Source organism: Halopseudomonas maritima, assembly GCF_021545785.1.
Taxonomy (GTDB): domain Bacteria; phylum Pseudomonadota; class Gammaproteobacteria; order Pseudomonadales; family Pseudomonadaceae; genus Halopseudomonas; species Halopseudomonas maritima.
In genome coordinates this window covers 266,487-287,105 of the sequence record NZ_CP079801.1, presented here as the reverse complement: position 1 = coordinate 287,105, position 20,619 = coordinate 266,487, and the positions used below count along the sequence as shown (strand labels likewise).

Sequence of the window (20,619 nt, the reverse complement as noted above, 5' to 3'; positions counted from 1 at the left end):
AGTCTTAACCCCACAGGTTGTTGCAGATACGCTGGACGGCTGCGTTGGCAGCCCTGCAGTCAAATAACGTCGGATCAAAGTGACCACCGGCCCAGGCCAGCGCCTCTTTGCCTTCGTCACTGTCTGGCCGAGCAATCGCCTGCAGAAAGTCCAGATACCCTGGCACGCCGCTCACATCCTCTGGCGGACAGGCGCCGGCACCATCGAGTACCTCGCACCAGGTGCCGGATACATCGCTCGGCTCCTGAGCTTCCAGCGCAATCACGTGTTGCCAGCTGTCGCCAAAGTCATAGGTGTAGCGCACACGATCCACATGCTTGAACGCCTTTGTCAGCTTGACGCGTCGGTCATCCTGCGCATCGCCCTGCAGGTCGGTAGACTCCGGATCCAGCGGCGTATAGTGATTGAGCCCGACCTGAAACTCATGCAGGTGGCAGCTGTGCCAGCCAAACGCCGCCTGGATGAAGTGATGGAGCTTGCGTAGCGTGCAGTCGCTGTTTACCCGGATTAGACGCCATACGGGCGGTTCGATTTGCAGCGGCTCCAGTTGGATAAACAATGTGTACAGCGTGGGTTTGGTTGCCATCGGGGATCCTTGGGTTACTTGTAAAACCACGGCTGCAGTTGCTCGAGGTTACCGACCACAATCTGCTGGGCTGTAGGCTTGGCGTGCACTTTGGTTGGGTCGATCTGGTAGCGCTGCAATACGTACTGCACCAATGCGCCGCGGGTCTGGATCTCCAGCTGCCCGCCGATCATGCCGTAATCCGCCTCCACGATGGCCCGCTGTTCAGCCTTCAAACGTGAGTCTGGCTCAATGATGACGGCGACTCGGGTATTCCAGCCTGTATCCGCCTCGCGCGTATTGTCCGACAGGTCATCCATCAACTCAGGCACACCACGGAATCGGCTGAGCACAAAGTCGCGGTAGTCGCCGTTCTTCTCGCAGTAGGCACGCACATGCCAGCGCATACCGGTAAATACCAGCGTATGCGGTGCGATCAATCGCGTCTCGCCATCGGGCGTGGTAAACGACACATACTCACATTCAAGTCGCTGACCTTCGCGACAGGCCTTCAGCAGCGGCCGCAGCACCTCAGGACGCACCGACCTGTCCGGCACATCCAGCACCTCGGTATGGGCATAGGCCAATGCCAAACCTTCAATATGCGGCGCGCGGTCGTGGCTCTGGTTCAGCAGATGCAGGTATGCGCTGGCGCTGTCGTCGATAAAGCGCGGCTGGAACCGCTTGCTCGGCACATAGCCCTTCAGGTGCTTGTCGTATTCCAGATTCTTCGGCGCATGCTCGGTGATGTAGGTGTTGATGTCCTTGGAGGCCTGCTGACGGCTGATACCAAAACTCTGCATCAGGTGCTGAGTGGTCAACCGACCTTCCCACCAGGCGACCGTCTCGATCAGACGGTAGCGAAGGGCAAGATCCCAGCGAACGGATTCGGGGGTGGTGCTGCGTTTCATGGTGTCCTTACCTGTGCGAAAACTTTACCTGTATGGGTAAACAATATAGATCTGTCTAAAAAATCTACATATGTTTCTGCTGAGCTGCAAGCCACCTTGCTGCAGCTTTCTCGTTATGGAAAACAGGGAGAAGACATATGGCACTGATTGAATGCAGCGAGTGCGGCAGCACTGTGAGTGAAATGGCAGCAGCCTGTCCGAAATGCGGTGCCCCGGTCGGCAAGAAGCCCTTGGCTACGCCGGTGCGTGTGTTGGAGCAGCCTCGTACGGTAAGCTTCTGGTTGGGGGTGGGGGTCTTAGTATTTCCGCTGGTGTTTTCCTGGTTTCTGTTACGCAAGGGGCACTCCACCACCAGCCGAGTGATCGGCTTTGTCTGGCTGGGTTTATCGCTTCTGGCAATGACTGGCCAGCAGGCGGCAGATACCAGCAGCGGGTCAGTCACTCGTTCTAACAGTATTTCCAGTAGCAGCGCACCGCAGACACCGCGCCCGGCACCGGTAGAGCAACCGTTGCTGCAGGTCACTGCGAGTCAGTTGGCGCAGGCCTATGACCGCAATACTGTTGCCGCGGATCAGCAGTTTAAGGGCAAGCGTTTTTTGGTCACCGGTGTTGTTGATTCGATTAACACTGACTTTCTCGGACGCCCTTATCTGACGCTACGAGGAGGGGTGAATCAGTTCATGGAACCGCAGTTCGAACTGGATCGTGCCCATGAATCCTCCGCAGCGAAGCTACAGGCTGGCATGCGGGTCAGTCTTGTCTGCACGGGGAGCGGCGATATCGCCAAGACGCCAATGTCCAAGAGCTGTAAGCCCGCGGACTGACGTTGCTTTGATCAGCATGGATCGGGTGCTTGAGCTGATTACGTTAGCTGTCCAGAATGCAGCAGGTAGTATTAACTGCATGCGATTATGCGCTAAGCCGTTGTGAAGCGACTTTGCTGATGACTAAGGTGTGAGACGTGCCCGATTACCAACCGCCGCTAACGCTGACTCCCCGCATGCTGACTCTGGTGACAGAGATCTGCGAGCTGGTTGGCCGATTGACTGCTGAGGAGCATAGCCGACTGACCCCGCAGCTTCGGCGGGGTAATCGGATTCGAACCATTCAGGCGTCTCTTGCCATCGAAAACAATACCTTGAGCGTTGAACAGGTAACCGCTGTGCTCGATGGCAAGCGTGTCCTCGGCCTGCCGGTGGAGATCCAGGAAGTGCGCAATGCGTTTGCAGCCTATGATGCGATGGCCGGTTGGCGACCTGATTCAGTGGAGCACCTGCTGACGGCTCATCGACTTCTCATGCACGGGTTGCTGGACGGTGCAGGGTGCTATCGCGCGGGCGGCGTAGGTATCTATCGCGGCGAGCAACTGCTGCACATGGCGCCACCGCCAAGCCGCGTGGCCGTGCTGATGCAGGACTTGCTTGCATGGGTGTCTGCTACAGAACTACCGGCCTTGATCGCTAGCTGTGTGTTTCATTACGAGTTTGAGTTTATCCATCCGTTTGCGGACGGTAACGGACGCATGGGGCGACTTTGGCAAACGCTCATCCTGAGTCGCTGGCAGCCACTGCTGGCCTACCTTCCGGTTGAGACCGTTATTCAGGCCCATCAGGGCGAGTATTACGCAGCTCTGGCCGAGGCAGACAAGGTATCTGAAGCCACTCCGTTCGTTCTCTTCATGCTGACGGCATTGCGCGAAGCGTTACTTGAAGCGGTGGTTGGCGACCAAGTAACCGAACAAGTAACCGACCAAGTAAAACGGTTGCTGGCAGAGTTGCCTCCAGGGGCTGCACTCAAGGCTAGCGAGTTGATGGAGCGCTTGGGGCTCTCTCATCGTCAAAGCTTCGGCAAGTCGTATTTGAAACCGGCGCTTGCCGCGGGATTGATCGAAATGACCGACCCCACGTCGCCACGGAGCCCAGTCCAGCGGTACCGGCGCCGGCTACGTTGAGAGCACCGTAGGGCCTGCCTAATGGAGCGCAAGTATGCAGGGATCGCTGTTCGACCAGTCACCATCAAGTGATGTCGAGTTACCGCCGCCAGCGCGTATGCCGCTTAATCACGGAGCACGTCAGGTTCATCGCACGCTGATGCCAGACCTCCTGGCAGCAGGTGAGGTACTGGTTGTAACCGGCTATAGCGGGCTCGATCAGCTCATACGCCTGGTAAGTCAACGAGCTGATGCTACCGGTCGGCTCAGGCTGTTGCTGGGCTCTGAGCCATCCTTGAGTAGCTCCCAGGATTTTTCTCTGCACAATCGAAGCTTTGAGCAGGAAGTGCGTTCTTATTGGCTCAGCAGAGGCGTCTCCCTGCGCTTGAGCGGACAGCTGATTCATTGCATTGAGTTACTTCGCAACAGAGTCGTTTCGGTCCGCTATCCGGGGCCTGGTCCACGCGTGCATGCCAAAATCTACTGTACGCAATCGGCCGTTACCCTCGGCTCCAGCAACTTCACTGCACCAGGTCTGCATTCCCAGCATGAGGCCAACGCTCGCTTTACCCCTAAAGATGAGCCAAGGCGTTTCCGAGAGATATGGCAATACGCTGAGTGTCTGTGGGAGGAAGGTACCGATGCTGAAGAGGCGCTGGTGGCGCTGCTGGAAAGCCTGCTGCGCTGTGTAACCTGGAGAGAGGCTCTTGCTCGTGCCTGTGCCGAGTTGCTTGAAGGTGACTGGGCAGACAGCTACCTGAAGTCCATTGGCCAATCGACCGATGTCACGCTTTGGCCTTCCCAGCGCAAAGGTATCGGTCAGGCGTTGTATCTGATCGAAACCGTGGGAGGTGTCTTGATTGCGGATGCGACGGGTTCTGGCAAAACCCGAATGGGCGTGCATCTGCTACGCGCCGTATATGATCGCATCTGGTCAGCATCCAAGGGGCATAAAGGCCTGATTGCGATGGTATGCCCTCCGCTGGTGATCGCCAATTGGGAGCGCGAAAGCTTGCGGAGTTTCCTTCAGCTCAATATTCGGTCTCATGGCGCATTGAGTCATTCCAGAGCAGGGGACGAGAGCATCATCTCCGACCTGATGGTGCGGTCACAAACCCTGGCGGTTGACGAAGCACATAATTTCCTTAGCCAGACATCTAACCGCTCTCGCCAGTTAGTCCATAACCTGGCAGATCAGGTCGTGCTGTTTACCGCAACCCCGTTCAATCGATCTGCCAGTGACCTGTTGCGCATGGTCGACATTCTTGGTGCAGACAACTTCGATGATCAGGTTCTAGCGACCCTGGAAAGACTGACGCGTCTGAAAGGTGGGTTGAGAGATGCGGCGCCAGAGGATCTCGCGACGCTGAAGAGTGCGCTGGCCGGATTCATGGTGCGCCGCACCAAGAAACAGCTCAACAGCATGGTCGATCTTGAGCCGGACGCATACCGCTTGCCTTCCGGCCGGGTTTGCCGATATCCGGAGCACCATCCGCAGGTCTACGAGCTGGATGAAAGTGCGCGTGACATCAAGCTTGCCGGAGAGATTCTGACAATTGCCCGATCATTGGTGGGCATAACGCATTTTGAAAAAGCCCTGTACCTGCCCGAGAGCCATGCTCGATCCGGAATGAGTGCAGAGGCCTACCTGCAAATGCGGCTGAGATCCGCCAACGGACTTGCCTGTCATCATGTCATGGCCAGTTTGCGCTCATCCCGGCTCGCCCTGTTCAGGCATATTCTCGGCGAGCGCGAGGCATTGGTAAGGCTGCATTTGCAGGATGACCTTACAGTAGAGGGCGACGACACCACCGGCAATATGCAGGAGCGTATTACTGCTCTGCAGGGCCGTATTCCTGAGAATCGTTTGGGCATCGAGTTGCCTGTCTGGTTATCAGACCCCGATGCGCATCGCCGCGAGTGCGAAGCGGAGGTCGGCCGTTATACCTATATCCTCATCCGCCTGGAGCGCATGAGCGACGGCCGGGAGAAACGTAAATGCCAACTGTTGCTTGACCTGGCTCGGCAACACGAGCAAGTGATTGCTTTTGATCATTTCCCGTTGACGCTGCGCTATCTCCGGCACCTCATGGCGCGCCCGCGGGGTGAAAAAGGTGCCGAGGTTTTGCTTGGGGTAGGGGGCAAGAAACGGCAGAACCAGGTGTTGCAGGCGCGACTCGATCCCGAGCGTGGTGCAGGGCGCGTGATCGCACTGTGCAGCGATGCTTTGTCTGAAGGCGTTAACCTTCAGCGTGCCTCGGCAATGGTGCATCTGGATATGCCCAGCGTGGTGCGTTATGCCGAGCAGCGAGTCGGTCGTATAGATCGCATGGATAGTCCGCATGACAGCATCGAATGCTGGTGGCCCAGGGATGCCGAAACCTTTGCGCTTAAGGCGGATGAGCGGTTTGTAGCGCGCGTAGAAGATGTGGAGTCGTCACTTGGCGGCAACCTGCAACTTCCCGATGCCATGCTGACAACCGCTGCACCGGAGCAACTGATAACACCAGAGGCGCAGCAGCAGGAACTCGAGCAGCGCGCGACGATCCCGTGGGACGGTGTTGAGGATGCATTCGCGTCGGTTCGTGGGCTACTCGAAGGGGGCCGAGCGGTGCTGACTGCAGAGGACTACGCCTCGGTTAGAGATGAGACTCTGGCTGTGTTGTCCCGCGTCAGCCTGGTGAGGTCTGAGCGGCCGTGGCTATTTGTTTGTCTTGCGGGAGAAGCCAAAAGGGCGCCTCGCTGGGTGCTGGTCGTGGATCAGCAGCCTAAACCGTTGGTGCATTTGCCGGATATTGTCGAGCAACTGCGGAAACGTCTGGGTCAGGGGCAGGAAGATCTCCCGCTCAGTCATGGTGCTGGGCGGCAACTTGAGCGCTTCTTGGCGCGATTGTCGGAGCAGGAGCGACTGTTGTTGCCACAGCGTAAACAGCGTGCACTGGATCAAATGCAGGAGGTCATTTCGGCTTGGACGGGCCGAAAGGGGTGGATTGAAAGCGCGGGTCAGGCTGACGCGATTCAGCGCCTGCTGCAGACGCTCAAGCATAACCGCACAGACGACTGCCCCGATTGGACGCAGCTGGCAGACGCCTGGTTGGATCTCGTGCGGCCGACTTGGTTTGGCTATCTGAACAAAACAGCTAGGCGCTCCCAAATCGTTCGCTTGCGTGATATTCGTAAGGCGCTGCTCGTAGATCCGTTGCCGGCTTCGGCGATCATCGAGCGGATTTCAGGCATCGCCTTGCGGCAAACATGGGAAGAACGAATCGTTGCTTGTGTGCTGGGCTACTCTGGCACAGGCTGAATCAGCTAATCAGTACCTGTTCAGCTTAGGCGGATGACATCAGACCTGCCTGAAAACTTGACCTGTATGCATGACCATTATTGGTCTGTCAGCTAACGCGACATATCATCCAACTGTGCCCGCTTGGAGTGGGCAGGGATGGAGCCCTTGGTCATGGATGACCGCTTCTTATGCGCTTTTGAGGTGCGCTGTTGCTAGACAGCGACAGGATCTGCCATCAAGATAATGGCAGCTAACTACGGGTGTCTTTATCTGGCTTGATTCAAGGCATCTTTCTGGGGGGGCAAGGCTATTTCTGAGCGCTCCTCAGATCCAGTTATCGAATAAGGAAGTGTTTGGGCGCTGGGGCGTCCTTGGCGTTCAAGTAGAAGTGCTGCAGGGAGGCTCTCTGATGTCTGACGAACCGAATCACAATCCTGGCAAACAACCTGTCACGCAAGAGTCTGGTGGCGTTGCAGTGGATGTAGTCGAGCTAACTGAGGGGAGTGCAGTCATCTCCGAGGCGGATGAGCTCCCTGCCAAGTCAGTTAAGATCAACGCCACTGTGGTGGCCAAGCTGAACTTGGCTGATCATCAGAATTCGGTTCCGGTGATTCGTGAGCTGCGGGTTATCAATGAGACCGAGAGTAAATTCGGTCAGCTGACACTGACGCTTACCGCAGAGCCCAGCATATTCAAACCAAAGACTTGGCATATCGATGCGCTTGGGGCCGGGGTTTTTCTGCAGATCCCGGGCCTAGATGTCGCTGTCGACGGTACTTTGCTAACTCGGTTGACCGAAGCCGAAAACGCCACCCTCAGTTTTGTTTTGTGCTCCGTTACCGAGGGCGCAGAGCCGCAAGAGGTGGCTAGGCAGGAAGTTACCCTCGAAATGCTTCCCCGAAATCACTGGGGTGGGCTATCCCATCTGCCGGAAATGACGGCGGCTTTTGTCCAGCCAAACGACAAGGCTGTTGAGCATTTGCTGCGAAACGCGGCTGATCTGCTCGAGAAAAGCGGTAAGTCCTCCTCGCTGAACGGATATGCCAGTGGTGCTCAGCACGCTTGGGATATTACCTCTGCGATCTGGAGCACCGTTTCTAAAATGGGCCTGCATTACGCCTTACCCCCTGCCAGTTTTGAGCGGGAAGGGCAGAAGGTACGTAGTCCTAGCCAGATTGTGGATAGCGGTTTGGCTACTTGCATGGACTCTTCGCTTCTATTCTGCGCTGCGTTGGAACAAGCAGGGCTCAACCCGTTGATTGTGTTTACTGAAGGGCATGCATTTGCAGGTGTGTGGCTGAAGAAGGAAGAATTCAGTTCTTCGACGATCGAGGACGTCTCGTCGCTGCGCAAGCGTATGAAGCTTGATGAGCTTAAGCTTTTCGAAACCACGTTGGTGACGCAATCCCAACCAGTTTCCTTGAACTTTGCCATCGAGCGAGCAGCTCAGCAGGTTTCAGAGGAAGAATCCTCCAAATTTGAAATGGCTATCGACATCCGGCGGGCCCGGATGCAACGCATTAAACCGTTGGCGAGCGCAGAGGCAAATGTCGCGACTCTAGAGAGGGCGGAGCAGGCACCGGCTGTGCGCGCTGAGCTGGGTATTGAGCTTGCGACCGCGCTGCCAAGCGAGATTCCCAGCGAGATTGATGTCGCTGCGATCGACCCAAAGGATCGCTTGGGCCGCTGGCAGCGTAAGCTTCTGGATCTGTCTCTGCGTAATAATCTGCTCAACTTTAAGGCGGCAAAAAAAGCATTGAAATTCGAGGCGCCTGATCCCGGTGCTCTTGAGGATGTGCTGTCGACAGGTAAGCAGATCAAGTTGATGGCGCGTCTTGATTTGATGGATGGCGCAGATCCGCGTGCAAAGGAAATTTACGAGCTTCGTGAGCATGAGGATGTAAGGAAAAAATTTGCAGCAGATGCGTTGGCGCGTGGAGAGATCCACATTGCCCATTCACAGGCTGAGCTTGACTCTCGGCTTGTTGAACTGTTTCGAGGGGCCAGAGCAAATCTTGAAGAGGGCGGCGCCAATACACTTTTCCTGGCGGTTGGCTTTCTCTCCTGGTCTCCTGCTGATCGTGATGGAGTGAAGTACAAAGCACCGCTGATCATGATTCCGGTAAAGCTCGAGCGCAGGAGTATTCGTTCCGGTTTTACCCTCTCGCTCCACAGTGATGAGCCGAGATTCAACCCAACGCTGGTCGAGCTGCTGCGACAGGATTTTGGTCTTAATCTGGGGTTTACGGATACCGAGTTGCCGCGTGATGACGCGGGTCTTGATGTTCACGCCATTTGGCGTGGGGTCGCAAATGCGGTCAAGGACATCAAAGGTTGGGAGGTTGCCGAGGACGTCGTGCTCTCGATGTTCTCGTTTGCCAAGTACTTGATGTGGAAAGACCTCACTGACAGAAGTGAGGCTTTGCGCCAGAACCCGGTTGTGCAACACCTACTCGATTCTCCGAGAGACGCCTATACGGCGGGGGCAGATGTTGCGTTCCCCGAAGAGCGCACGCTGGACGAGGACTACAGCCCTAAACAGGTGTTTTGTCCACTGCCGTATGACTCTTCTCAGCTCTCCGCAGTGCTTGCAGCGAGGCAAGGGAAGGACTTTGTTCTGATTGGTCCACCAGGTACGGGCAAGAGTCAGACTATCGTTAACGTCATTGCCCAGTCGCTTGCCGAGAATAAGCGAGTTCTTTTCGTCTCCGAGAAGATTGCAGCGCTGAATGTTGTGCACCGTCGGCTACAAGAAGTCGGATTGGGTGAGTTTTGCCTTGAAGTGCACTCCAACAAGGCTAGTAAAACGGATGTGCTCGCGCAGTTGAACTCCGCCTGGTTGGCTCGTGGTACCGCTGATCCCGCAAGCTGGAGAATTGAAGCCGAACGGCTGGAGGAAATTCGTCGCGGTCTCAATGTCTACGTGGATAGATTGCACCAGCGTTATCCTAATGGTCTGAGCATCTACAATGCTATCGGCGCTACCCTGGCTGGAGAGGGTTTGCCGCTCGTTAACCTTTCGTGGCCCTCTCCCTCATCGCATGACCGGGAAGCTTTGCTGAAACTGCAGGAGCTGAGTAAGCGCCTGGAGGTTAACGCACAGGCTGTTGGTTATGATGGACTACTTAACCATCCGCTGAAGGCGATCAGCAACACGGACTGGTCGCCTTCGTGGCAGATGAAAATGGTTGAACTCGCCAGTCAGGCTCTACCCAAGATTGATGCTGCGATTCGTGCTTCAGAGAGCTTCATCAAAGCCGGGTCGCTCCCGGCGATACCGCTTACCGAGCACGGGCGAGAGGGGTTAGCTCGTCTTGCTGAAATCCTGCCAGGTGCGGCAGGGCAAGACTGGCGTTTTGCCCTTTCCCCCCGCGGGCGGCAAATATCTGAACGCATACAGCAGGGCTGCCAGTTACTGGCAGCGCACTCAAAACTGAATACATTGCTGCCAGATTTTTGGCCTCGAGCATTGGTGATGGATGCCCAGCGGGCGCTGGAACTGCTGAAACAGCATCAGGTTCTGCGTGGCCAACTTCCAGATGCTTGGCCTGTTTCATCAACAGTCGCACTGAATCGTGCTCTGACGTTGTTCTCTGATGCCCGGAAACTGGAGGATGCTCTTTCCACACCATACTCTGAAAGGGTTGAGGAGCTGGATATTGCTGCACTTGCAGCACAATGGGAGGAAGCTGATCGGTCGCTCTGGCCGATGTCTGCTCTAAGCAAACGCAAGATTACCAAGCAACTTGCAGCGGTTGCCGAGGAGAAATCCAAGCTCGACGCCAAAGCGGATCTTGATCGGTGGGCTGCGATCCGAGGTGTTCGGGCAGAAATAGATGGTCTGGTCGTATCACAGGAGATTGTAAGCTTCTGGCGAGGAGCAAAGACGACTCCGGTGGCGGTGATAAACCAAGCGCTGGAACTCCAGAAGGCCATCACTGCGTACATTGCTACAAGGCAGTGGGTGGATGAGGGCTTCGACCTTATCGATTCTGGTGCAGGGGGTGAGTCGTTGAGAAAGGCTTTGGCTACCCTGCGGGAGTGCGCAAAGCTTGAGCGAGAGGTCAAAGCGCTTTCTGACTCGCTTGCTGAGGGGGCGAAAGGTGTTTGGAATGGCATGGACACGCCAGTCGATGTGCTGGCGGCAGCGATTGCTTTCCAGGAAGAGCGTCGCGCTGTTGCTGAGAGTGGGGCGCTGGAGCTACCTCATGATCTGGTTGCTTCAGGTGCCTGCGGTAAGCCACTTCAGGGTCAGCACGCGGCGTTGGTCAAGCGCGCGCAGATTGAGCAACAACTGCGGCCCTATGACGACCTGCGTCAGGATGCTCCGGGTGTGTGGGCCGGTCTTCATACCAAGCCGGACATCGCCGAAAGAGCGGTGGCATTCCAGCATCAACTGACGTCCGCTATCGCCAGCATGGTTAGCACGCCGGAAGAGATCGGTGCCATCAAAAGCGCCCTTGAGCCCTTGCTGGGCGACGCCAACACGCTTCTTGAGCCGGGCGGGTTGTTGTCGGAGTCGGGTGTTCGCTATTTGCACAGTCTGCGTGAGCTTCAGCAGGCCATGGAAGCCGTGTCGAGCGTTGGACAATATGCTCCCGAGTCGATAGACCTGCTGGCACAGCTTGAGCTGGCGGCACAGCGCAAGCATTGTGAGTCGTTGATTGCTGCCAAGGACAGTTTGAATGCTTGGAGCGCATGGCGAAAAGCCAGAGATGAGTCGATTAGCGCAGGGCTCAAGCCACTAGTCGATGCGATGGAGGCTGGGGTTGTTGTGCCTGGCACCGTCCGCAGGGTGTTCGAGGCAAATTATGCGCGTTGGTGGTTGAATGCGACGGTTGATCGCGAGGCAACTATTCGTGAGTTTGTCAGCGCCGAGCATGAGCAGCGCATCCGTGACTTCCGAGAGCTGGATGAGCGCTTCACTGCGTTGACGCGGGATCTGCTGCGCGCTCGCCTGTGCGCTGAGTTACCCCAGCAGGAAACAGTGAAGAACGCATCCGAGTGGGGTGTGCTCCGGCATGAAATTTCCAAGAAAACCAGGCACAAGCCGCTGCGCGAGCTGATGTCGTCCATTCCGCAGGCGATGACATTACTCACGCCCTGTATGCTCATGAGCCCACTATCAATTGCTCAGTACTTGCCGACGGATGCGGCACTGTTCGATCTTGTGATATTCGACGAGGCATCCCAGATTCCGGTGTGGGATGCAATCGGCGCGATTGCACGGGGCAAGCAGGTGGTCATGGTCGGGGATCCGAAGCAGATGCCTCCGACCTCATTCTTTGATCGCGCGGGATCGGCTGACGACAATGATGAAGTTGAAGAGGATCTGGAAAGCATTCTCGATGAATGCCTTAGTGCCAACCTGCCCACCCTGAACTTGAACTGGCACTACCGTAGCCGCCATGAAAGCCTGATTGCCTTCTCCAACAGCCGCTACTACGGAGACAAACTGGTTACCTTCCCCTCACCGGTTACTTGCGATACGGCGGTGAGCTTTCACTATGTGCCGGGCGTTTATGAGCGAGGAGCTTCACGTACCAATCTGATCGAAGCAAAAGCGCTAATTCGGAGCTTGGTCGCTCGGGTCAAGGATGAAATGCGCGCGAGCGGGACCAAAACCTTCGGTGTAGTGACCTTCAACAGCGAGCAACAGCGACTGATTGAAGATCTTCTTGACGCTGAGCGCCGCAATGATCCGGAGCTGGATGGCTACTTCGCAGATCAGCAGTACGAGGAAGTATTCGTCAAGAATCTGGAGAGCGTACAGGGCGACGAGCGCGACATCATCTACTTCTCCAATACCTTTGGTAAGGATGCTGCCGGTAATCGTCTGACCATGAATTTCGGTCCAATGACCGCATCGGGCGGCGAGCGTCGATTGAACGTTGCGGTGACACGAGCTCGCTACGAGATGCGCGTATTTGCGTCGTTCAAACCGGAAGAAATCGATCTTGCCCGCACCCAATCGTTGGGTGTGCGCGATATGAAGCACTTCCTGGAATTTGCCGAGCGTGGGCCTCGCGCCATCCTGGAGGCGGATACTGGAAGCCGCGGCGGCTTCGACAGCCCGTTCGAGGAGCAGGTAGCGCAGGCCCTTGGTGCTCGTGGTTGGCAGGTTGCTACCCAGATTGGCGTGTCCGCTTTCCGTATCGACCTGGCGGTTGTGGACCCGGATGCCCCGGGCCGCTACCTGGCAGGTGTGGAGTGTGATGGGGCAACCTATCACCGCAGTGCCACAGCACGAGATCGGGACATGCTGCGTGAGCAGGTTCTGCGCGGACTGGGCTGGGAAATCCTGCGCGTCTGGTCGACGGATTGGTGGACCAATCCGCGCGGCGTCGCCGACAAGCTCCACCAGCGCCTTGAGGCATTACTCGAGCAAGCCAGAGCACGGCGCGCTGAGGCCGAGTTATTGAACGAACCAGATCCTTATGAAACAAGCACTGCTCCAACGGAAGTGAGTGCGAACGAAGGCACGGTGGACGGTGAGCAGCCTGAAGAGCAGCCTGTTCAGTATGCGCGTGCCGATGTTCCAGGGGCGCAATCAATGCCCCCTCTGGCACCGGTGTCGTACCGCAAGAGTGACCCGCTCGATGCGGTTGGTAGTCCCAAGCCGGATGCGTTTTACAGCAAGCACTATGACGAAGCACTTAGCGCCATGGTGTCGCATGTCATTCATCATGAGGGCCCGATCCGGGACGAAGTGCTCGCTCAGCGCATTGCGCGAGCCCATGGTTGGGTGAGGACGGGTAATCGAATCAAGTCTCGGGTGAGTGAGATGGCAACACTGGCTCATCGGCACACCGTGGATGATGCCGGTAGCTTTTTCTGGCCAGCACACATCGAGCATGATGGTGCGGTTCGGTTTCGTCGTCCTGATGATGCTGAGGATTTCCGTCCGGTGGATGACATCAGTGTGAAGGAGCTGGAAGCGCTGGCCCGCTATCTGGTTGAGCACGGCATGCGCGGCGATGAGCTCATTTACGGTATGGCGAAGGAAATTGGTCTGCAGAAGGTGTCTGCGCAGAGCCGTGCGCGTTTGGAGTTGGCTGCCAACGGCGTACAAAGCGTATAGCGCGAGTCTCGAACGGCTCGCTTTGGGCTCGGCAAGCCGCAGTCAGTTTTCGATACGGAGCGTCAATGAGCAGTAAAGCATTACCCGTACTGGTTTCGTGGATTGGCGGAAACGATCTCAAGGCTGTCGCCGGCGGCGAGGTAGGGCCAGTGTTGGCCACTTTGCGTGCTCAGCGCTTCGCGCGTGCGGAGCTGCTGTGCTCATACCCTGAGGAAGAGTTGGTTCGGTATCAGGGCTGGCTGAACACACAGACTGATGTGCCAATCCAGATCTATCATGAGCCGCTAAGCTCACCGGTCAATTTCGCTGAAATCCATCAGGCGGCGTTCCGGCAGCTTGAGCGTATTCAGGTCGCGGGTGGACCTCTGGCGATATTGCTCAGCCCCGGGACTCCAGCTATGCAGGCTGTCTGGATTTTGCTGGGTAAAACACGCTTCTCCGCGTCCTTTTATCAGTCTTCATTGGAGCAGGGCGTTCAGCCCGTCGACATTCCATTCGAGATTGCAGCCGAATACGTTCCAGCCGTCGCTGGTGTCAGCAGTGAAAGTCTTAGCCGTATTGCACTGCAGGCTGCGCCGGTTGACGCCGCGTTCGATCATATCGTCGCGCGTAGCAAGAGCATGCTCCGGCTTAAACAGCAGGCACAGGTGCTGGCGCAGAAGCAGGTCCCGGTGCTGGTGTATGGCGAAACGGGTACCGGCAAGGAGCTGTTTGCTCGGGCCATTCACAACGCCGGGCCGCGAGCACGGATGCCATTCGTCGCGGTGAACTGCGGCGCCATTCCCGCTGATCTGATTGACTCCACGTTATTTGGTCATAAAAAGGGCGCTTTCACTGGTGCGGTTGCCGACCGCGCTGGGGTTTTCCAGCAGGCTGACGGCGGGACGTTGTTTCTCGATGAGTTCGGTGAACTGCCCCCGGATGCTCAGGTGCGGTTACTCAGGGTTTTGCAGGAAGGCACCTTAACGCCGGTGGGCGATAGCGCTGAGAGGCGTGTCAACGTCCGAGTGATAGCCGCAACCCATCGCGACTTGATGAGCGACGTAGTGCAAGGGCGCTTCCGAGAAGACCTGTTCTATCGTATCGCTGTCGGCGTCCTGCACTTGCCGCCCTTGCGGGGGCGCGAAGGGGATTTGCTGCTGCTGGCCGATGCGTTGCTTGCTGGCATTGCTTTACAAGATAGTGAATTGGAAGGTAAGAAACTTTCTACTGAGGCAAAAAATATTGTTTTGAAGCACGCTTGGCCAGGCAATGTTCGAGAGTTGCAGGCGACGCTTTTGCGCGCAGCTCTATGGTCTCAAGGTGATACTCTCGGTCCGGAAGATGTCGCTGGTGCACTCTTTGATATGCCACCTTCTGCTTCCTCCAACGCTACCCCGGATATTTCGCAAGGCATTGATATCAATGGGAAGATTCGTGATTTTACGAAAGGTCATTTGATCGAGGCGCTGAAATACACTGGTGGAAACAAGACTCGGGCGGCTGAGTTGTTGGGGCTTGCCAGCCAGCAAACGCTGACTAACTGGATGAAAAAATACGATGTTGAATAGCCTTGGCACGATCCTCGCTATTCAGCTTGCATGGATAGAATCGTTTACATGAAATCAGTCAACTTCGAGTTTCTGCGGCCTGGCAACGAGACGCTGGCGAACCTCGGCGGGCTTGCCGAAGCGGTTTTGCACATCGATCCGGGTAGCGCGTTGACGCGCCTGCGTAGTTTTGCCGAGGAGCTGACCAAGGCAATTTATCAACTCGAGCTGCTGCCGCGTCTGCCCCAATCCAGCTTCTACGAGTTGGTCAAAAACCCGGTGTTTCTCGACTGCACCAGTCGTTCACTGGTGCATCAGATCAATTTTCTGCGTATCCAGGGCAACGACACGGCGCACGGTGCCGAAGGCGAGTTGCGCGATGCAAAGCAGGCACTGGGCACCGCCTATCAGCTGGCTATGTATATGGCCATCAAGTACTACGGTGTTCAGAAGGCAGACATCGCCGAATTCACCGAAGTATCTGACCCGACAGCGGCGCTGGGTTCGCTGCAGAAATCCGTTGCCACCTACGAGAAGGAGCTGCAAAAGCAGCAGGACGAGCTTCAACGCGTTATGGATACGCTGGAGCAGGAGCGCACCCGCAACCTCGACAGGCTCGACCCTCCGGCCAAGCCGGATCAGCAGAAGCGCAAGGAACAAAGCCAGAGCGTATCCGATAGCCTGCAGTGGAACGAGGCCAAGACCCGTGCCCTGTTGATCGACTCCATGCTGGCGCAGGCGGGTTGGGATGTGGGTAACCCTACCCAGGTTGGCCATGAGGTAGAGGTCGATTTCCCGGATAACGCGTCTGGCAAAGGCCGCGCAGATTATGTTCTGTGGGGCGACAACGGTCAGCCTCTGGCTGTGGTCGAGGCCAAAAAGTCCGGCAATATCAGCCTGCAGGCTGGGCGTGAGCAGGCCCGCATGTATGCGGACGGGTTCGAGCGCATGGGATTTCAGCGGCCGGTCATCTTCTACTCCAACGGCTACGAAACCTTCATCTGGGATGACCGTCAATACAACACCTACCGGCCCGTTTACGGCTTTTACAGCAAGGACAGCCTCGAGTATCTGATCTACCAGCGGCAGTATCGGGTGGCCGAGCTGGAGCAGCACAACCCCGACCTGAAAATTGCCGATCGACCCTATCAAATCGAGGCGATCAAGACGGTAGCAGCGCATTTCCAAACTCAGCGTCGCAAGGCGCTGATTATTCAGGCGACCGGGACGGGCAAGACCCGGGTTGCCATCGCGCAGGCCGAGCTGCTTTTGCGCACCGGATGGGCTAAACGGGTTCTGTTTTTGTGTGATCGCAAGGAGCTGCGCGTCCAGGCTGATGATGCGTTCAAGCAGAACCTGCCCAGCGAGCCCCGTTGCGTTATCGGCGAGACCAACAAGGTTGATCAGACAGCACGCATCTATATCGCCACGTATCCGGGCATGATGAACCGCTTCGCCCAGCTGGACGTTGGGTTTTTCGATCTCATCATCGCCGACGAAAGCCATCGCAGTATCTACAACAAGTACCGCGATCTGTTTGACTACTTCGATGCACTTCAGGTCGGGCTGACCGCCACGCCAGTCAAATTCATCAGCCGCAATACCTTCGACATCTTCGACTGTGAAACCACCGACCCGACCTTCGAGTTTGGTCTGGATGCGGCGATCAATAACGAGCCGCCGTATCTGGTGCCGTTCCGCGTGAAGGATCTGACCACCGACTTTCTGCGCGACGGCATTCATTACAGCCAGCTCAACGACGAGCAGAAGAAGCAGCTCGAAGAGGATCTTGGCGAAGAAGAGGCTCAGCGCACGACCGTTGCAGGCAAGGATATCGGTCGCAAGATCTTCAGCGACGACACAGACCGCATCATCCTCGAGAACCTGATCAATAACGGCATCAAGGATGAAACCGGCTCTCTGGTCGGTAAGACCATCGTGTTTGCCCAGCGTCAGGACCATGCTGAGCATCTGGAAAAACTGTTCTGCCAGCTGTATCCGCAATACGGCACCAAGGTGTGCAAGGTCATCCACAACGCCGTTCCGCACGTGGACACCCTGATCAAGGAATTCAAAAAGCCGGATAACGACTTCCGTATCGCCATCTCGGTCGACATGCTCGATACCGGTATCGACGTGCCGGAGGTGGTCAATCTGGTGTTTGCCAAGCCGGTTAAGTCATGGGTCAAGTTCTGGCAAATGATCGGCCGTGGCACGCGTTTGCGCCCGAATCTGTTTGGGCCAGGAAAGGACAAGACCGAGTTTCTGATCTTCGATCACTACGGCAACTTTGATTTCTTCGAGCAGGAGTATCAGGAGCCGGAAGATACTGGCGGCAAGTCATTGTTGCAGACGACCTTTGAAGCGCGTCTGGAATTGGCCAAGGCAGCCCTCAAACAAAACAACGCGGCAGGGTTCGACACCGCTATTGAACTGTTGCGCGCCGATATTAACGATTTGCCCGATGACAGCGTGGCCGTTCGACGTCAGCTGCGTGCAGTGCACCAACTGCAGCAAACCGACCAACTGCAGCAGTTTGATGGCAAGACCCAGCACCTGCTTGCCGAAACCATCGCGCCATTGATGTCTGCTCGTGTGCTGCGCGACAAGCACGCCACTGCGCTAGACAAGCTCGTCGCTGGCATCCAGCGCTGTCTGGTAGAGCAGGCCAGCTGCTTTGATGATGGCAAGGTCGACCTGCTGGCTGAGCTGGACAGGCTGGCTGTGAACATCCAGGCGGTACGTCAGAAGGATGAGGTGATCGCTCAGGTGCGTAGCGCCGAATTCTGGCAACAGCCCAGCATTGCCAAGCTGGAACATGCTCGCAAGGAACTGCGAGGCATCATGAAATACCGCCAGAGCGGCACGGGCCCCGGTTACGCTATCGGCAGTACGCGTACTGGTGACGACAATATTCAGATCAACGAGCGCAAGGTGGTCATCGCTGGCGCCAACGAAGCGATGATTTATCGACGCCGTCTCAAGGATATTCTGGACCAGATGCTCGCCGCCAACCCGACGCTGCAGAAGATCCACAAGGGCGAGCCCATCGCAGAGCCCGAATTGAAAACGCTGACCTCAACCATCCTTACCAGCCATCCGGGTGTCAGCCTGGATGTATTGAACGAGTTCTACCGCCGCACTGCAGATCAATTGCACCTCACTGTGCGCGAGATCATCGGCCTGGATGCCCAAGCCATTGAAGAGCACTTCAAGGGCTTCCTGCATGCACACCCCAGTCTGACTGCCCAGCAGGTGCGCTTTATGAACCTGCTCAAGAACTACATCGCCCAACATGGCAGCATCGTCGTTGAAAAACTCTACGAACCGCCGTTCGACAGCATTTCTCATGAGGGCATTGATGGTGTGTTTGCACCTGAAGATGTTGGCGAGCTGGTTGCCGTACTTAAACCTTTCCTGCGCGCCGACAGCGCACCAGCCGCCTGATCCGGAGTGACCATGCAAGCGAGTCAATGGACTACTGACATCATTGTGATCACCGCAGTTATTGCAGCCGCCTGTGCGCTGGTTGGTTTTTTTGCCTCGGCTTTGCGTCAGGGGCGTCAGCTAAGCTCGTTGGCTGCTCAGCTTGAGCAGGCGAAACAGGCACAAGCTTCAGCGGCTGCGGATAGCGCCTCGGTGGCAGAGCAGCTCCGGCTGACAAACGAGCGCTATCAGGCGCTGCAACTGACAGAGAGCGAGCTGAAAGCCCGGTTGCAGTCTTCTGCTGAGAACATCACGCGTGTGACTGAGGAGCAGCAGCAAAGCAAGAATGACAACGCGGCCTTACAGCTGAGGTTGGAACAGGCAACGCTGCAGCATCACGACGCCGCCCGCCGTTTGGAAGCTGTTCAAGCCGAAGGTCGAGCTCAGCAGGATAGAATCAACGATCTACGCGAGCGCCTGCAGCAAGGAGAAGAAACCAATCAGCAACTGCACGCCGACCGTGACCGTCTGAAAGACGAGCTGGCGGGTGAGGGCAAGCGCGCCAAGTCACTGGAAACCGCTGAACGGGACCTACGTGAACAATTGGCCGAGAGCAAGCAGCAGCTGCGTGAACGGGCAGAGGCTTTCGCTGGTCTCCAGCAGCAGTTCAAAACGCTGTCATCCGAGCACACCGCACTCCAAACCACCTTGCAAAAGCGTGAAGAGCACTTTCAGGAGCAGATGAGCCAGCTGGCGGATACCCGCAAGTCACTGACCCAGGAGTTCGAGAATCTGGCCAACAAGATTTTCGAAGAGAAGGGCAAGACCTTTACCCAAACCAGTCAGACCAGCATCGATGGCATGCTCAAGCCCTTCCGCGAGCAAATTGATGGCTTTCAAAAGCGCATCAACGAAGTGCACGACGCTTCTTTGCAGGGTAATACCAGCCTCAATGCCGAGATCCGCAAGGTGCTCGATATCGGTATGCAAATGAGCAAGGAGGCCAATAACCTGACCTCTGCGCTCAAGGGTGACTCCCAGCAGCGCGGAGCCTGGGGCGAGGCGCAGCTGCGCCGTACCTTGGAAATGAGCGGGCTGGTGGAAGATGCGCACTACGAAGTGCAGAGCGCCTTCAAGGATGCCGATGGCCGCTCCAAACAGACCGATTACCTGATCAAGCTGCCTGACGGCAAGCACATTATCATTGACAGCAAAGTGTCACTGGTCGCGTATGATCGCGCCGTCGCGGCGGAGTCGGTCGAAGACCAGCAACTGGCAATGGCCGAGCACGTCAAGGCGGTGCGCAAACACATCGATGATCTGGCCTCCAAGGACTACACCAACCTGGTTGGCATGCACAGCCCGGACTTCGTGCTTATGTTCATGCCCATCGAGCCCGCGTACATCGAGGCCATGAAGCACAACAAGGACCTGTTCGAGTACGGCTACAAGAAGCACATCGTGTTGGTCTCGCATACCACGCTTATCCCGATTCTGCGTACCGTCTCCAACCTCTGGATGATCGAGCGCAGTAATGCTGAAGCGCGTGAAATCAGCGAAAAGGCCGGGGACATCTACAACCAGGTCTGCACTGTCGCCGAACGGCTGGCCAAGCTCGGCGGCACGCTCAATACCGCGAGCAACCATTACAACAACACGGTCAAGGCGCTGGCCGGCCAGCAGGGCCTGTACGGCAAGGTAGACCGTTTCAGCCAACTGTCTGCCAAGGTCAGCAAGAGCCTGCCGGCCCTTGACCCAACCCATATGGACTTTGAAACCGAGCGGCTGTCGCTGATCGTCGAAGCCATCGAAGAACCGCAGCTTGAGGTGTTGCCACACGGCGAAAAAGCACCGGCTAATACGCTCACTCAAGCCTGATAACCCTGTTACC

9 protein-coding genes are annotated in these 20,619 nt (G+C 56.7%); 7 read left to right on the top strand and 2 right to left on the bottom strand.

Features of this window, described 5'->3' with window-relative positions:
- Window positions 1-4 precede the first annotated feature (4 nt).
- Window positions 5-586: a plasmid pRiA4b ORF-3 family protein gene (locus HV822_RS01225; protein ID WP_238871859.1), complete on the bottom strand. Its 582-nt coding sequence runs from the start codon at window positions 584-586 to the stop codon at window positions 5-7.
- 14 nt (window positions 587-600) lie between these two features.
- Entirely contained in the window at window positions 601-1,476 is an 876-nt protein-coding gene (locus HV822_RS01220; protein ID WP_238871858.1) for a WYL domain-containing transcriptional regulator, read from the bottom strand.
- A 137-nt stretch (window positions 1,477-1,613) separates the two neighbouring features.
- On the opposite strand from HV822_RS01220, the gene HV822_RS01215 reads away from it, so the two are divergent.
- The 7 genes from HV822_RS01215 to rmuC all read left to right on the top strand — a co-directional run bounded on the left by HV822_RS01215 (window position 1,614) and on the right by rmuC (window position 20,606).
- On the top strand, window positions 1,614-2,300 hold the full coding sequence (locus HV822_RS01215; RefSeq protein WP_238871857.1) for an OB-fold protein: 687 nt from the start codon (window positions 1,614-1,616) through the stop codon (window positions 2,298-2,300).
- Window positions 2,301-2,437: 137 nt separating this feature from the next.
- The gene (locus tag HV822_RS01210; RefSeq protein ID WP_238871856.1) at window positions 2,438-3,427 is read left to right on the top strand and encodes a Fic family protein; all 990 of its coding nucleotides are present in this window, start codon (window positions 2,438-2,440) and stop codon (window positions 3,425-3,427) included.
- A 34-nt stretch (window positions 3,428-3,461) separates the two neighbouring features.
- Window positions 3,462-6,710 (top strand): SNF2-related protein, encoded by a 3,249-nt coding sequence (locus HV822_RS01205; RefSeq protein ID WP_238871855.1) that lies wholly within the window; start codon window positions 3,462-3,464, stop codon window positions 6,708-6,710.
- Between the two features lie 391 nt (window positions 6,711-7,101).
- A complete protein-coding gene (locus tag HV822_RS01200; RefSeq protein WP_238871854.1) occupies window positions 7,102-13,773 on the top strand; it encodes a DUF3320 domain-containing protein in 6,672 nt (2,223 codons plus the stop codon).
- A 65-nt stretch (window positions 13,774-13,838) separates the two neighbouring features.
- On the top strand, window positions 13,839-15,323 hold the full coding sequence (locus HV822_RS01195) for a sigma-54 interaction domain-containing protein (protein ID WP_238871853.1): 1,485 nt from the start codon (window positions 13,839-13,841) through the stop codon (window positions 15,321-15,323).
- A gap of 48 nt (window positions 15,324-15,371) precedes the next feature.
- Window positions 15,372-18,749: a type I restriction endonuclease subunit R gene (locus HV822_RS01190; RefSeq protein WP_238871852.1), complete on the top strand. Its 3,378-nt coding sequence runs from the start codon at window positions 15,372-15,374 to the stop codon at window positions 18,747-18,749.
- A 12-nt stretch (window positions 18,750-18,761) separates the two neighbouring features.
- Entirely contained in the window at window positions 18,762-20,606 is a 1,845-nt protein-coding gene (gene rmuC, locus HV822_RS01185) for a DNA recombination protein RmuC (RefSeq protein WP_238871851.1), read from the top strand.
- Window positions 20,607-20,619 lie beyond the last annotated feature (13 nt).

Coding starts and splice junctions, on each gene's coding strand:
- HV822_RS01225 (WP_238871859.1), bottom strand. CDS start 586: ATGGCAACCAAACCCACGCTGTACACATTGTTTATCCAACTGGAGCCG.
- HV822_RS01220 (WP_238871858.1), bottom strand. CDS start 1,476: ATGAAACGCAGCACCACCCCCGAATCCGTTCGCTGGGATCTTGCCCTT.
- HV822_RS01215 (WP_238871857.1), top strand. CDS start 1,614: ATGGCACTGATTGAATGCAGCGAGTGCGGCAGCACTGTGAGTGAAATG.
- HV822_RS01205 (WP_238871855.1), top strand. CDS start 3,462: ATGCAGGGATCGCTGTTCGACCAGTCACCATCAAGTGATGTCGAGTTA.
- HV822_RS01200 (WP_238871854.1), top strand. CDS start 7,102: ATGTCTGACGAACCGAATCACAATCCTGGCAAACAACCTGTCACGCAA.
- HV822_RS01195 (WP_238871853.1), top strand. CDS start 13,839: ATGAGCAGTAAAGCATTACCCGTACTGGTTTCGTGGATTGGCGGAAAC.
- HV822_RS01190 (WP_238871852.1), top strand. CDS start 15,372: ATGAAATCAGTCAACTTCGAGTTTCTGCGGCCTGGCAACGAGACGCTG.
- rmuC (WP_238871851.1), top strand. CDS start 18,762: ATGCAAGCGAGTCAATGGACTACTGACATCATTGTGATCACCGCAGTT.